Genomic DNA, 14,895 nt, shown 5'->3' with positions numbered 1-14,895 from the left:
TATCATCAGGTACTAAAAATCTGTGGTTATTCATAGGAGTAGAACAAGGGGGATAGGTCAGATGATGGAAAACCTCTTCCACCATTCCGGATTTCTTGAATCTATAAAGCAGCACGTGAGAAAATTCCCTACCAAAACTGCTGTAGTGGATATCAGCAACCCTCAATCGATAACTATGAGTTATCAAGAATTGCAAGAGACTGCTGAAACGATTGCTGCTAATCTGCTGGCCAAAGGTCTGCAAAAAGGCGAAGCGGTTGCCTACCAATTGCCAAGCGGATGGCAATTTATCGTGATCACCATGGGAATTTGGTATGCTGGCGGCGTGCCATGCCCACTTTTGCCCTCACTTCGCGAACGTGAGGTTCGGTTTATTCTGGATCGTTCCCAAGCTCGCATTTACATTTACCCGGATACATACAGAAACTTTGATTACAGCCAATTGGCGCATTCCTTAGAGGACAAATTTGCGGATCTGCAATTCTTCTGCATTCCTCAGTCAGAACAAATTCCTGCGCTCTCTTCACTAGCTGGACTCGCTGATCCACTTGATCACGAGTACCATTTGCAACCACACGCCCCTACCCTGGACTCTATTGCTCAATTGTTATTTACATCGGGTACAACAGGAGAACCCAAGGGAGCTTTGCATACTTTTTCCACATTGTCTTATGCTTTGTTTCGCCATACGCAAACTTTACGCCTTTCTTACCAAGACGTTATTTGGGTTCCTTCGCCGCTGGCTCATCAAACCGGTTTTCTCTACGGCATGATGCTTTCACTCTTCCTTGGCGCCACTGGCGTGTATCACGCTGCATGGCATGTGGAGAAAGCCAAACAGGCCATTGAGAAGGAAGGAGCCACATTTGTCCAAGCGGCCATGCCCTTCCTCTCAGATATCACACATATGTCAGAGCCACCACAGGGATTGCGCATTTTTGTGGCAACGGGCGCCGCTATACCAAGACAATTAGCTGATTTAGCCAAACAAAAGCTCGCTTGCAAAATTGTTGGCGCATGGGGTTCAACAGAAACCTGCTTAGTTACGGTTGGTCATCCGGACGATCCGGTTGAAAAACTCTGGGGCACGGATGGACGAGTCATGGAAGGAATGTCTATTCGCGTAGTCGACGAGAATGGACAAGTTCTCCCCCCTGGTACAGAAGGTAATTTCCAAGTCAAAACACCCGCTATGTTCATTGGTTATCTGCATCGCCCCGATCTTTATGAGGCTGCTTTGACGAAAGATGGTTATTTTGACACAGGCGATTTAGCCATTGTGGATGAAGACGGATTTATCAAAATCAGTGGTAGAAAAAAAGACATCATCAATCGTGGTGGAGAAAAAATTCCGGTAGCCGAAATTGAAAATCTGCTTTATACGCACCCTTCTATCGCTGATGCAGCTTTGGTCGCCATGCCAGATCTTCGTCTTGGTGAACGTGCTTGTCTCTTTGTCGTTGGCAAAGAAGACAGCCAGCCGTTGAAACTGGAGGATATTACAGGATTCTTACAACAACAGGGTGTTGCTAAAATTTATTGGCCAGAACGTCTCGAATGGATTGCTGAGATGCCTCGCACAGCCAGTGGAAAAATCCAAAAATATTTGCTTCGTCAGCGGCTTCAAGAAAAGTCACTCGACGCATAAAAAAACTGGTTAAAAGTGGACAACGCCTTGGAAAGGATGAAATCAGATTGCATGATGAGATCTCTTTTCAACAAAAACTCCAAGAAGTACAGGATTTTGTTGCCACACGCGGCCGCCTCTTCAGTGAACAAATTGAGGCTTCTGGACATGTTGATAAAAACGTCATTGAAGAATTGCGCCAGCGAGGCTACTTTCGCTTAACTGCTCCAGAAAATCTAGGTGGTCTGGGTTTCAGTATGCATCAATACCTCGAGATGCTCTTTTATTTTGCTCAGCTGCACGGTTCATTGCGGGTGCTTATTCACGTGACCAACAGTTTATGGCGATCACTTGCATCTAAAGCAAGCCAACAACAGTTAGAAAACTTTGTCCGACCTTTTGTCAACAGTGAAAAGTGGATTACTTTTACTCTCACGGAGCCCCATTCCGGATCGGGAGCGGACTTAAAAACAACTGCCCGGCGCGATGGAGATGACTACCTTCTGAACGGGGAAAAATGGATGATTATTTTTTCCGATTTAGCAGATTACTTTTTACTTTTCTGCCGTTTGGAAGATAGCCAGGGTAGCGAAGGTACGCTTGCCTTTCTGGTCCCCCGTGACTCGCAAGGATTAACCATCGAACTGATGCAAGATGCTATGGGAGTTACTGGAACACGTCACGGACATCTATACTTACGTGAATGTCGTGTTTCTGCCAGTATGCGACTTGGAGAAGAAGGCGACGGACTAACCGTAGCTTTTCAAGGTTTTCTAGACCCTAGCCGTTTAGCAATTGGCATGACTTGTGTGGGACTTGCAGATCGAGCCTTGCAATTAGCTGTGCAGCATGCTTCAAAGCGAGTAACATTTGGCAAAACGCTTTTGGAGCGCCCCACCATTCAAATGTGGATTGCGGAAATGGCTACGGATATTGAGGCTGCTAAACAATTGGTGTTTAAAGCTGCCGCAGATTTTGAATCTGGCTTAACCATTGCTCGACAAGCCTCTATGGCCAAACTTTTTGCATCCGAAATGTTGCAACGCGTGACTGATTTGGCCCTGCAAATTCATGGTGGAATTGGGTATTTCAAAGGAGAGATGGAGCGCATCTACCGCGATGCTCGAATGTTACGCTTTGAAGAAGGTACCTCAGAAACACAGAAAATGACAATTGCTCGCAGCGTTATTCGACAGTACCGTCAAAACCAGTCATAAAACTGATTCGCCACAGTAATTCAACTTGAATGGAAGAGAGGCAGAACACATATGTCAAAAATCCCCTACCCATTAGCAAGCCGTGAGAACCATCCTGAGAATAGTGTGGTACAAGTGGGTGATATCCAGATTGGCGGAAAATCTGCAACTATTATAGCTGGTCCATGCTCTGTAGAATCTAGAGACAGCTATGTGGAAATCGCTATTGAATTGCAAAAGGCAGGCGCACAAATTTTGCGTGGAGGTGCTTACAAACCACGTACTTCTCCGTATTCTTTCCAGGGTATGGGTGAAGAAGGTCTGCGAATTATGGCCGAGGCAAGCGATATTACAGGATTACCAACCATTTCAGAAGTTATGGATGTAGAAACGCTGCCCCTCGTTGCACATTATGTTGACATACTGCAAATCGGCGCAAGAAATATGCAAAATTATCCTTTATTAAAAGCTGTCGGAAAAACCAAAAAGCCAGTCATGCTCAAACGAGGTCTAGCGAATACCATTGAAGAATGGCTAATGTCCGCAGAATATATTTTATCAGCAGGAAATCCTTCTGTGATTCTCTGTGAACGGGGAATTCGCACGTTTGAAACAGCTACTCGTTTTACACTGGATTTAAACGCCGTTCCAGTCATAAGAAAACTCTCTCACTTGCCTATTTTAATCGATCCGAGTCATGGAACAGGACATTCTGGATATGTGCCTGCACTTTCTCGGGCTGCTATTGCTGTTGGCGCAGATGGCATTATGGTGGAGGTACATTCCAATCCTGCCGAAGCTCTTTCTGATGGTCCCCAGTCGCTTACAGTTGAAGAATTTCGCAGACTTGCTCCGCACATTCATCAGCTATCCGACTTTTGCCAACCCTTCTTCGAAGAGGCGAAGAATGCGCGGACTGCGAAAATCAGCGTCTCATGACGCAACATTAACGTTTAAAGGAAGCTGCTCCATCATCCACGTAAAATTCGTGACCGTTGACAAATGAGGCTTCATCGCTAGCAAGAAATGCGACAACTTGGGCAACCTGCTCCGCAGTGCCAAACTGTTGTCGCATTTGCGCTTTACGCACATAATTCCATACGCGTTCGTCTTCACGCCACCTGTCAACGAGTGGCGTATCTATCATACTCGGAGCTATAGCCACTACTCGGATATTGTATTTAGCCAAATCGAGTGCAGCCGCCTTTGTCATGCCGACTACTGCCGCTTTCGTTGCGTGATATGGCAACTGTCTACGATCAGCCAAGAAAGCGTAGATAGAGGCTGTATTGATAATTACTCCGCCACGCTCCTTCATAACCGCCGCCGCCGCTCGAATGCCGTAAAAAACTCCATTTTGATTGATGGCTACTGTACGAAGATATTCTTCCAACGGCATCTCCAATAAGTCCAGTTTACCTTCCCCAAATATTCCAGCATTGTTAAACATAATATCAAGTTGCCCATAGTGTTTTACAGTGGTTTCAACTAGTAACTGAACGCTTTCATAGGAAGAGACATCTACCGGAACAAATATAGCTTTACCGCCTTTAGCAAGAATCTCATCAGCGATTTTTTTTCCTCGTTCTTCTTGAATATCTGCTACCGCAAGTGAAGCCCCTTGTTGAGCAAGCAATTTAGCACTGGCCGATCCGATTCCACCGGCAGCACCAGTGACAATGGCAACTTTCCCAGCAAATCTTTGCATATTCATGAGCTACTCCTTATCTTTAACCATATTTTCAAATAACTGAATACGCGTTCTCCATTCCTCGGGTATAGGTAGAGGTTTCTGCGTTTCCAGATCCATATGCACATAGACAGTATGAGCACGGACGAGCACATCTTGATGGCGTTTAATTTCAAAATCTACTTGCAGGCTTGTCCTTCCCATCGATACGGTGCGAACGCCAATAGCCAGTTCTTCATCGTAACGTGCAGAAGAGAAAAACTCTAATTCCGTTTTGACTATGACTGTATTGCGCATTTCTCCTTGGTGAACGGCGACTCCTCGCCTTATGTATTCTGCAAATGCTACGTCAAGATAAGTTAAATAATGCGCGTTGAAGACCACGCGCTGAGCGTCTACTTCATCCCAACGCACGCGCAATCGATGATGAAAACGATAATGATTCAAGATAGGTCACTTGCCCCCTGCCTGGTAAGTTTATTCCTCTGTTATCTTACACGATTCTTTGCGTTGCAACGACATGGATTTTTTCGGCTGGGGGCTTTTATCAAGAATGATCCCCTACAGATGGTTGTAGGGGGTCAAGAGTTCAAATTGATAATTCTCCCATACGTACAAGTTCCACAACCGCTTGCGAACGACCCTTTACATTCAATTTTTTCATCACATTAGAGATGTGATTTCTCACTGTTTTTTCGCTCACGAATAGTTGGGACGCGATTTCTTTTGTCGTTTTGTCCTGTACTAATAATTCAAAAACTTCTCGTTCGCGATTGGTGAGCAATGACTTGGCACTCGCCTCTTTGCCCGAAGACATTTCGCTTATCCCTCCCTGCCGCATCGAGTACAAGAGCGGGATACAGTCAGGGTATAGTATGTGAGACTCGATTTCTCTGTGCATGCCCTCATCAACATAGGCGGAACTGACATATTGTAAGATAAGAAGGGTTTTATACACATGCGAGGAAATGTAATACTCTAGAAAGTAAAATCCATTTGACTTCAGTAATACAGGACGAAGCAAGAGCTTCTATTAAACGTGTGTATAGGAATGCAAATAAGGGGGAACATGCATGACAATGCCGATTTCACGTCGGCCTTTGGGTAATTCTGATACTTTTCTGTCGGCCATTGGCCTTGGATGTTGGCAATTTAGTCTTGGCAAAGGACTGGTGGGAAAGTTTTGGGATGTTCTAGACAAAGAATGCATTCAAGAAATTGTGGATGAAAGCCTTCAGAATGGCATCAACTGGTTTGATACAGCAGAAATATACGGACGAGGAGAATCAGAACGCGCACTTTCACAAGCACTCCTAGCCAACGGGTGTCAACCGGGAGAAGTCTTTATTGCTAGCAAATGGTGGCCGATAGGTCGTCGCGCCAGCCATATTCTATCATCTATTCAAGAACGTCAAGAATGTTTGGCGCCTTATCCTATCGATTTATACCAAATTCACCAACCGTATGCTTTTTCAAGCATTCGAAGTCAAATGGATGCTATGGCTAAATTAGTCGAAAAAGGAGCCATCCGATATGTCGGCGTAAGCAATTTTAACGCCAAGCAAATGCGAATAGCTCATCAAATATTAAGTAAATATGGTATCAAGCTAGTTTCCAATCAGGTAAAATATAGCTTACTCGATAGAAGAATAGAGCGTAATGGCATTATGGACGTTGCAAAGGAATTGAAAATAAGCATTATTGCCTATTCGCCCCTTGAACAAGGACTCTTAACTGGAAGATTTCACGAAAATCCTAGTGCGTCAACAACGCTATCCGGTCCACGCAAATTTCAGGGCAAGTTTAAACGTCAAAATCTGTTAACCACCAAACCTCTGATTGACGTTTTACGATCACTTACTGAAAAATATCAAGCTACTGTCAGCCAGTTGGCACTCAATTGGCTCATTACGGCTCATGGAGAAACTGTACTGGCTATTCCTGGTGCTTCAAAAGTCAAGCAAGCCCGTGACAATGCTGGTAGCCTTCAGTTTCAATTAGAACCGGATGATATAGAGAAAATTGATAAAATCAGTAAATCTATCCAAAACAGATAGAGAATTTTTCTCTGTTTTTCTCTCAGGTTACAACCGTTTGAAAAGATAAGAAGCCCTTAACTTTCGAGGGCTTTTCATCTTTTTCAAATTAAGTATTCAACGCCTGCCTTCTCTACTTTTCAAACTGCGGAAAATAGGACTCTTGTATCTAATTTATCGAGCCGTTGTACCACCATCTACAGCTAGAATTTGTCCAGTGACATAATCGGAAGCTTGACTGGCTAGAAAAAGAGCTGCCCCTTGCAAATCGCGATCGGTCCCATAACGACGAAGTGGAATACCTTGCAAAATAAAATCCCCCCGATGAGCAAGCACATCTTTTGTCATTTTGGTTGGGAAAAATCCGGGTGCTATGGCATTGACATAAATTCCATAGCGAGCCCATTTGACTGCCAAATCTTTCGTCAGTGTAACAATACCACCCTTACTGGCGTTATAAGGTACTGCGTCAAGTCCTTCAGGATCCGTTCCGCGCAATCCAGCAACTGACGCAATATTGATAATTTTTCCCCTGCCCTGTTGCTTCATTTGTCGGCCCGCAAATTGTGACATCAGAAATGTACCCGTTAAATTGGTATCAATGACTTTCTTCCATGCATCCAGAGGAATATCAAGAGCGGGAGCCCCCCAAGAAGCACCAGAATTATTCACCAAAATATCTAGACGGCCAAATTTTTCAAGAGTAGCTTCGACAACTCGCTGAATGGACGCTGATTCAAGTATGTCAAGCTCCATCCCTTCAGCCTGAAATCCTTTTTCCGTAAGTTCCCGAGCAGCCTGAAGGCAATTTTCAACTCGTCGAGAGCAGAGCACAACCGTTGCTCCTGCTTCCGCATAAGCTTCTGCAATTTGCAATCCGAGTCCACGTCCACCTCCGGTGACTATGGCAACTTGACCATCCAATCGAAATAAATTCAATACGCTCATTCACGAGCCCTCCCGACCGTTAGTTAGAAATCGTTCTAAACGCTTTCATTGTGCCATAGACAACAAGCTGCTGGGAAGTCAGACAAGAACAAATTTTATTCTCCTCTTCCTAATTCATCGACAAGAGAATATAATAAAATCGCGTTTCAACTTGTAGTGATGTTATATCGTTATGATATTTCCATACATCAACAAGTCAAGAAACCAAAATGATTTGAAACGAATCTTGAAAATCTAAAAAATGACTCTTCATGAGGAGGTGAATTGGTATTGCGTGGTGGCGTACCCATGTATCAAAAAATTAAACGCCAATTGATTGAACCCATTGAACGTGGCGAATGGCCAGTGGGCCATCCTCTGCCATCAGAAGCCGAATTATCTCAACAATTTCAGGTCAGCCGAACGACGATTCGACAAGCTATTGGAGATTTGGTCTCGATGGGCTATGTCACTCGGCAGCAAGGGAAAGGCACGTTTGTCTCGCAAGCACGGCCGCATATTACGGCAACCAAACTGTATGGCTTTGCAGAAGAATTGAGACAGCGTGGTGAAGAGGTTCAAATTCAAATTCTTTTTATGCGTGCATTTCATTTCATAGACAAAAGTGAAATTGTCCTTCCTTGGACATTGGATGGTCAAACATGGGAACTACAACGGATTGCTCACATTGATGGGCAGCCTGTTTTTTGGGAAACCTCATATCTGCGGTTGCCAAATGACTTAAGCGTAGCTTCTTGGGAAGAAGACAATACTTCATTTGAAAATGTTTATGGATATTTTGAACGTTGTGGCGTTAGAATTGCTTCCGGGTTGCAGACGATTCACGCCGAAACAGCCATGGAAGAGACTGCCGCCCTATTACAGGTAGCAATTGGCTCTCCCTTGCTCGTAGTAGAGCGCATCACGCAAGATGATACGGGTGATCCTGTTGAGTACTCTATTGTCAAATACCCTGCCGCTCTCTATCGATACGAAGTGAAATTGTTGCGCCAGGAGGATAACTTTTCCATATCCTGAGATATTCAGAAGCTTCTTTACAGACCCATTCGTTTATTCGTCTCTTTGACAGAAAGGAATGTGAAGGTTGATGCATACCCCGCCAAGCGTTACAACAGAACCCAATTCGCCTCACAGAAAAAGTTTTTTCGATCATTTACCGCTTCCATCAGTCCGTAACCGTAAAGGATACCACTGGTTTGTGGTTGGAACTGTTTGTATAGGCGCTTTCATGGCTGCGCTAGATGCAAGTATTATTAATATTGCCTTGCCCACCATGCAAAAAAGTTTTCAAGTAACCATGGGCGCTGTCGAATGGGTAAGTTTGACCTATCTTTTAACGCTTGCTGCACTCATCATACCGCTCGGAAGAATGGCCGATATTTTTGGACGACGCTGGATGTATGCCATTGGTTTTAGTGTTTTTATCGTTGGTTCATTTCTTTGCGGCATTTCTCCAACGCTCGCCATCATGAACGGAGCGCGAGTTCTCCAAGCCATTGGCGCCGCTATGCTACAGGCCAATAGTGTAGCCATCATTACTGCCGCTACTCCTTTGTCCGATCGCGGTAAAGCCATCGGTATTCAGGGGAGTGCGCAAGGAATTGGTTTATCGTTAGGTCCTGCCATAGGTGGAGCCATCCTCTCCACCATTGGTTGGCGTTGGATCTTTTTTGTCAATGTACCTGTAGGTATTATTGGTACATTGTTGGGTATTTTGCTCCTGCCAAGAGATGAAGAACGCAAGGAGAAACGAGAACCTTTTGATATCTGGGGAGCTATTGTTCTCGCCCCTACCCTGGTTGGCATCATTTATTTTGTCAAAGAAGGCCAAAGCGCCGGATGGACGTCTCCAATTGAACTGGTTGCACTGATTGTTGGCGTTCTGGGACTGATTCTTTTTATTGCAATGGAATTGAAGAAAAAAACTCCTCTATTGGATTTGAAACTGTTTAAATTCCCGCAAATCACGATTGGAAATATTACTGGCGTGCTGTCTTTTGCGAGTATGTATTCCGTCACCTTGCTCGGACCTTTCTTTCTCGATCGCGTTATGCATCTTGAACCATACCAAGCTGGACTTCTGATGATGATCGTTCCGATTGGTATGACCATTTTTACACCCATATCTGGAATTTTAGCCGACCGCTATGGAGCTCGTATATTGACCGTTTCTGGAATGGCAGCAACGATGTTGGGCGGGCTAGCATTATTTTTAGCGAGTGGAACGCTCACCTATCCAATGCTGGTTGTGGGACTGTTTTTAGTCGGTTCTGGGCTTGGCCTCTTCACCCCGCCCAATAATGCGAGTGTTATGAATGCATCTCCCAGAAATCGATTAGGAGTAACTGGCGGCATTCTCAATATGGCAAGAACACTTGGCATGAGTCTTGGCGTTACACTCGGTGGTGTTTCCTATGAGGTAATGCTCTCTTTGCAAGGCATTCATAATGAATCGACAGCTACCCTGTCCGAAATGAACATTGCCTACCACCAAGCCTTTTTGATCACTGGTGCTGTGGCACTCATTGCTATGTTCTTGTCTTTCAGTAAACGAGCCGCCAAAAAAGTAGAAGAAGCGGCGTAAAGATTTCCTGAATTCCCCTTCTCCTCATGAGGATATTCGACCTGGTACATGCACATGATGAACATGTCAAGGAGATATTGAAATGGAGGAGGGGAAACGTTGAACGTCGATCCAGAATTGGTATGGTATATAGGTATATTCCTCTTCATTTTTTTACTGCTCGGTGTACTCCGAATGGTAATGACCAAATATGACTGGTGGAGCTTTACCAAAGATGAGTTTGCTGTCGCCAATGTACCGGAAGGCGGTATGGCTCATGGAAACGATGAAGCGTACCATATCGCACGTATCACTCAAAAAGCAAGCGGCCATCGTCAAGATACACCAGAGAATATGGCCATACAACTTTTTCGTTGGATGCAGCCCGTTGCCCCCTATTTACCCGCTACTTTAGCTGAACCTGATGTGGTCAATCGAGAATACGCTATTTTGCAAGCTTTTTGTTTTGTAAACGAAATGCGTCAACAAGTGAAAGATGAAAACATCCAAAAGCAAATTGAAAATAAATTCTGGGAACTTTTTCGTGACGCAACTCCTTATACACATGACATTTCGGACAAAATGGACACTTACCACCAAGCAGTCCATACTACAGAATCCAGTAAAGAACAATCTATACTCGTGGGGAAAAAATTTTCCTCCTTTTGTCATCAACCAGAAGATAAACGTCTTCAGCATATGGGCAGTGAAACCTATGAACGTTTAACTCATCGAGTCAAACACCTATTTTCGCTGAAGCAAGTCGTTGCTGTTTAGAAGAGTTTCAAAAAATTGCGAGCAAGCTTGCTTTAAACATACATGACCTCCAAGTCCATCAAAAAGATATCGACTTAGAGGTCATGTAGGGCTTTGAATAATAATGATTAAGCCTAACACAAAACAGGCTATGGTTAGCGAGCCGCAGAGATGGTTTGTTCCAAAACAGGTCTTGCAGCAGGGACTCTTGGATCGACTCGATTCTCTTCAAGTGCGTGTTGCCTGCAAGCTTCCGAACAAAAACCTTGCAATTTCTCTTGACAAGAAGGACAACTCAAATGGCGTCGATGACAATCCAAATAAGCACAATTCACGTGGATGTCCCATGCTGTTCCACAATGTTCACAAGCACTGATGACGACATCCTCTTCGGTACGGTTAATAGGAACTGCCATCCGATTATCGAAAACGTAACATTTTCCATCATATAATTTTCCTTGCACTTCTTCGTCCTGTGAGTAGCGAATAATACCGCCATCTAATTGATAGACATCAGTAAATCCTTTGTCTATTAAATAACTCGTCAATTTTTCGCAACGAATGCCACCTGTGCAATACGTAAGAATTTTTTTCCCTTTTAACATCTCTTGATGCTCATCAATCCACAGTGGAAATTCACGAAACGTCTCCACATCCGGAGTAATTGCACCACGAAAATGCCCAATTTCTGACTCATATCGATTTCGTCCATCAATAACGATAACATCTTCGTTTAAGAGCATTTCGTAAAACTCTCTGGGAGATAAGTGTTTTCCAGTTTTCTTAAGCGGATCGACCGTATCACCGAGTCCAAGATTGACAATTTCCTGTGTTACACGAACTCGCAACTTATCAAAGACAAGTGTATCTGTTACATCCTCTTTGATATCCATATTGGCAAAGCGTACGTCTTTTTTGGTTTCGAGACAATACTGCTGGATAGCTTCCACCGCACCGCAAACGGTACCATTTAATCCTTCACGAGCAATCAGCAACCTCCCTTTCAGTCCCAGCCGCTCGCAAAGAGAACGTTGCCATTCAGCAGTCTCCCGTGGATTCTGAATCTCCACATATTGATAGAACAGCAGTACTCTATAGGATGATTGCAATGGTTTTCCCCTCACTTCAAATTAACAAATGCCTCATAGACTAGACTTAGAAATGGACAAAAGTCTTGTCTATCATCATGAATCATTATATCACGATCCTTTCGAGACGATGAACTTTTACGATTTAAACCAAGACGACAACTCTTTCTCAATACTGCTCTTTACTTCCCGCCATATATACTGAGCTTTAGCAGTTTCATGCGCAGAATCCTTTTGAACATGTAAGGCATCTGTAGCAATCCAGGAAGTCAGAGCAGCCATAGAAATAAAAAAAACAGTTTCAACCTTTCTCGGCAATCGCATCAGTTTATCCCCCAAGATAGATCAAACTCTTAGACTTCATTCTTGCCAAGCTTCCGTTCAGAAAAACAAGGAGATGTCTTTAAGCAGTGAAATCTGCTTGAGACATCTCCCAGGAAAACTTTCGTTACAATAAGATTCCTTATTTATGCAACCATGCGCCAATTGCATGATATGTTACTTGACGATTCATGGCTGCAATGGATGTGGTTAACGGTATACCCTTGGGACAAACCTGAACGCAATTCTGTGCGTTGCCGCACTCCTGAATTCCGCCCTCACCCATTAAAGCTTCCAATCGTTCTTCTCGATGCATGGCGCCAGTTGGATGCGCATTAAACAGGCGAGCTTGTGAAATGGCAAAAGGTCCAATGAACGAATTTCTGTCATTAACATTTGGACATGCCTCAACGCAAGCACCACAAGTAAAGCAACGTGAAAGTTCATAAGCCCATTGTCTATCCACTTCTGGCATACGTGGACCTGGACCCAGATCGTATGTACCATCGATTGGAATCCAAGCCTTCACTTTTTTCAACGCTTCAAACATGCGGCTGCGATCGACAACGAGATCGCGCACTACCGGAAACGTACGGGCTGGACTAACTCGGATAGGCTGCTCCAAAGTATCTACCAGTGCGGTACATGCCTGACGAGGTTTACCATTGATAACCATCATACAAGCACCGCAAATTTCTTCCAGACAATTCATTTCCCAAGTAACCGGAGCTACGCGCTTGCCAGATTTATTGACCGGATTTCTCTGAATAGCCATTAAACAAGCAATAACATTCATTCCTGGCTTGTAATCGACTACGAATTCCTCTTTATAAGGGCTTGAATTGGGTCCATCTTGGCGCTCAACAATGAGGTGCACCTTACGAGTTGCTGTAGTTGTTGCTGTACTCATTCTTTCGTAGCCTCCTTTGTAACCGCATAGTTACGCAGACGAGGTTTAATGAGCGATACGTCCACTTCCTCGTAGGTAATGACAGGTCCATCTGGAGTATATTTTGCCAAGGTGGTTTTCAAGAAATTCTCGTCATCTCGATCGGGAAACTCTGGTTTATAGTGCGCACCACGGCTCTCGTTACGCAACAAAGCTCCATTGGTAATGGCTCGCGCGGAAATTAACATGTTTTTTAAATGGCGAGTAAATTGCGCCATTTGATTTTCCCAGCGCGATTTATCAACAACGCCAACTCGTTTATAGCGTTCCTGTAATTCTTGAATCTTTTCATCAGTTTCTTTTAATTTCTTGTTTTCTCTGACAACCGTAACATTGGCGTTCATCCAATCACCAAGTTCACGATGCAATTGATAAGGATTTTCATCCCCATCCATTTTGAGTATCTCTTCAAATTCATTTTCATATTTTTTGCGATACTGCTCATACAGGGTATCGGGTAAGGCATCCACCGATTTACGGACGTTTTTCGCGTATCGTACAGCGTTAGGACCAGCAATCATACCACCATAAATGCAGGAGAGCAGTGAGTTGGCTCCCAAACGATTGGCACCATGATATTGATAATCACATTCACCAGCCGCAAAAAGACCGGGAATATTCGTCATTTGGTCAATGTCCACCCAAAGTCCGCCCATTGAGTAGTGAACGGCTGGGAAAATTCTCATAGGCACTTTGCGAGGGTCATCGCCCACAAATTTCTCATAAATGTCTAGGATATTGCCAAGCTTAACGTTTAAAACGTCAGCCGGAATATGAGACAAGTCAAGATAAACCTGATTTTGTCCGTCAACTCCCAATCCCATTTCTACACAAACTTTGTGAATGGCACGCGTAGCAATATCGCGAGGAACCAAATTACCGTATTCTGGATACATTTCCTCAAGAAAATACCATGGTTTGCCGTCTTTGTAAGTCCAAATTCGGCCTCCTTCACCACGCGCTGATTCCGACATCAAACGCAACTTGTCGTCACCAGGAATTGCAGTAGGATGAACCTGAATCATCTCAGGGTTAGCGTAAAACACGCCTTGTTGATAAAGTTCAGACTGGGCTGAACCTGTATTGATCATGGAATTGGTACTCTTGCCAAAAATCAGGCCGTTTCCACCTGTGCACATCACGACTGCGTCAGCTCGGAAAGATCGGATCTCCATTGAACGCAAATCTTGCGCAATAATGCCGCGGCACTGACCTTCATCGTCAATGACAGCACCTAAGAAATCCCAACCCTCATACTTTTGAACCAAGCCTGCCACTTCAAAACGTCGCACTTGTTCATCAAGCGCATACAACAGCTGCTGTCCAGTCGAAGCACCAGCAAATGCCGTACGATGATGTTTGGTTCCGCCAAAACGGCGAAAATCCAGCAAACCTTCCGGAGTGCGGTTGAACATGACCCCCATGCGATCCATCAAATGGATAATTGCTGGAGCAGCTTCGCACATACCGAGTACTTGCCGTTGGTTGGCGAGAAAATCTCCGCCATAAACCGTATCGTCAAAATGTTCCCAAGGAGAGTCACCTTCTCCTTTGGTGTTTACAGCTCCATTGATTCCTCCCTGAGCACAAACCGAGTGGCTGCGTTTGACAGGAACCAGCGAAAACAAATCAATGGGCACGCCTGCTTCGGCGATTTTAATCGTAGTCATGAGTCCGGCGAGACCGCCGCCTACCACGATGATTCGTTGATTGCTCATGGC

The 14,895-nt window shown here is 44.4% G+C and carries 15 protein-coding genes; 7 read left to right on the top strand and 8 right to left on the bottom strand.

Going from position 1 to position 14,895, the window contains the following annotated elements; all coding sequences use genetic code 11:
* Positions 1-61: 61 nt before the first annotated feature.
* The 3 genes from BUA75_RS03205 to aroF are packed head-to-tail and all read left to right on the top strand — an operon-like array spanning position 62 to position 3,762.
* A complete protein-coding gene (locus BUA75_RS03205; RefSeq protein WP_242650238.1) occupies positions 62-1,648 on the top strand; it encodes an AMP-binding protein in 1,587 nt (528 codons plus the stop codon).
* Positions 1,649-1,695: 47 nt separating this feature from the next.
* Positions 1,696-2,844: an acyl-CoA dehydrogenase family protein gene (locus BUA75_RS03200; RefSeq protein ID WP_072873145.1), complete on the top strand. Its 1,149-nt coding sequence runs from the start codon at positions 1,696-1,698 to the stop codon at positions 2,842-2,844.
* A gap of 51 nt (positions 2,845-2,895) precedes the next feature.
* The gene (gene aroF / locus BUA75_RS03195) at positions 2,896-3,762 is read left to right on the top strand and encodes a 3-deoxy-7-phosphoheptulonate synthase (RefSeq protein ID WP_072873144.1); all 867 of its coding nucleotides are present in this window, start codon (positions 2,896-2,898) and stop codon (positions 3,760-3,762) included.
* 7 nt (positions 3,763-3,769) lie between these two features.
* On the opposite strand, the gene BUA75_RS03190 is transcribed toward aroF, so the two are convergent.
* From BUA75_RS03190 to BUA75_RS03180, 3 genes are all read right to left on the bottom strand, one after another.
* Positions 3,770-4,531 (bottom strand): SDR family NAD(P)-dependent oxidoreductase, encoded by a 762-nt coding sequence (locus BUA75_RS03190; RefSeq protein WP_072873244.1) that lies wholly within the window; start codon positions 4,529-4,531, stop codon positions 3,770-3,772.
* 9 nt (positions 4,532-4,540) lie between these two features.
* Complete coding sequence (locus tag BUA75_RS03185) at positions 4,541-4,960, bottom strand: acyl-CoA thioesterase (RefSeq protein WP_072873143.1); 420 nt, start codon at positions 4,958-4,960, stop codon at positions 4,541-4,543.
* A gap of 142 nt (positions 4,961-5,102) precedes the next feature.
* Positions 5,103-5,330, bottom strand: a complete 228-nt coding sequence (locus BUA75_RS03180) for a helix-turn-helix domain-containing protein (protein ID WP_072873142.1) — start codon at positions 5,328-5,330, stop codon at positions 5,103-5,105.
* Positions 5,331-5,586: 256 nt separating this feature from the next.
* On the opposite strand from BUA75_RS03180, the gene BUA75_RS03175 reads away from it, so the two are divergent.
* Complete coding sequence (locus tag BUA75_RS03175; protein WP_207549695.1) at positions 5,587-6,570, top strand: aldo/keto reductase; 984 nt, start codon at positions 5,587-5,589, stop codon at positions 6,568-6,570.
* A 153-nt stretch (positions 6,571-6,723) separates the two neighbouring features.
* Here BUA75_RS03175 and BUA75_RS03170 read toward each other — a convergent pair whose 3' ends face one another.
* Positions 6,724-7,497, bottom strand: a complete 774-nt coding sequence (locus BUA75_RS03170; protein WP_072873141.1) for an SDR family oxidoreductase — start codon at positions 7,495-7,497, stop codon at positions 6,724-6,726.
* A gap of 264 nt (positions 7,498-7,761) precedes the next feature.
* On the opposite strand from BUA75_RS03170, the gene BUA75_RS16365 reads away from it, so the two are divergent.
* The 3 genes from BUA75_RS16365 to BUA75_RS03155 all read left to right on the top strand — a co-directional run bounded on the left by BUA75_RS16365 (position 7,762) and on the right by BUA75_RS03155 (position 10,837).
* The gene (locus BUA75_RS16365) at positions 7,762-8,514 is read left to right on the top strand and encodes a GntR family transcriptional regulator (RefSeq protein WP_129583501.1); all 753 of its coding nucleotides are present in this window, start codon (positions 7,762-7,764) and stop codon (positions 8,512-8,514) included.
* Positions 8,515-8,584: 70 nt separating this feature from the next.
* The gene (locus BUA75_RS03160; protein WP_072873242.1) at positions 8,585-10,081 is read left to right on the top strand and encodes an MFS transporter; all 1,497 of its coding nucleotides are present in this window, start codon (positions 8,585-8,587) and stop codon (positions 10,079-10,081) included.
* A 99-nt stretch (positions 10,082-10,180) separates the two neighbouring features.
* Positions 10,181-10,837, top strand: coding sequence for a hypothetical protein (locus tag BUA75_RS03155; RefSeq protein WP_072873139.1), 657 nt, complete (start codon positions 10,181-10,183; stop codon positions 10,835-10,837).
* A 134-nt stretch (positions 10,838-10,971) separates the two neighbouring features.
* Here BUA75_RS03155 and trhO read toward each other — a convergent pair whose 3' ends face one another.
* The 4 genes from trhO to sdhA form a co-directional block, all read right to left on the bottom strand.
* The gene (gene trhO / locus BUA75_RS03150) at positions 10,972-11,925 is read right to left on the bottom strand and encodes an oxygen-dependent tRNA uridine(34) hydroxylase TrhO (protein WP_072873138.1); all 954 of its coding nucleotides are present in this window, start codon (positions 11,923-11,925) and stop codon (positions 10,972-10,974) included.
* A 117-nt stretch (positions 11,926-12,042) separates the two neighbouring features.
* Positions 12,043-12,228, bottom strand: a complete 186-nt coding sequence (locus tag BUA75_RS03145) for a hypothetical protein (RefSeq protein WP_072873137.1) — start codon at positions 12,226-12,228, stop codon at positions 12,043-12,045.
* Between the two features lie 139 nt (positions 12,229-12,367).
* Positions 12,368-13,135 (bottom strand): succinate dehydrogenase iron-sulfur subunit, encoded by a 768-nt coding sequence (gene sdhB, locus BUA75_RS03140; RefSeq protein ID WP_072873136.1) that lies wholly within the window; start codon positions 13,133-13,135, stop codon positions 12,368-12,370.
* The gene (gene sdhA / locus BUA75_RS03135) at positions 13,132-14,892 is read right to left on the bottom strand and encodes a succinate dehydrogenase flavoprotein subunit (RefSeq protein ID WP_072873135.1); all 1,761 of its coding nucleotides are present in this window, start codon (positions 14,890-14,892) and stop codon (positions 13,132-13,134) included. Before sdhA ends, sdhB begins: the two co-directional genes overlap by 4 nt.
* Between the last annotated feature and the right edge of the window lie 3 nt (positions 14,893-14,895).

The organism is Alicyclobacillus tolerans (assembly GCF_900142255.1).
GTDB classification, from domain to species: Bacteria; Bacillota; Bacilli; order Alicyclobacillales; family Alicyclobacillaceae; genus Alicyclobacillus_I; species Alicyclobacillus_I tolerans.
Note: the sequence above shows the minus strand (reverse complement) of the source record. Positions and strands in the feature narration are given on the sequence as shown.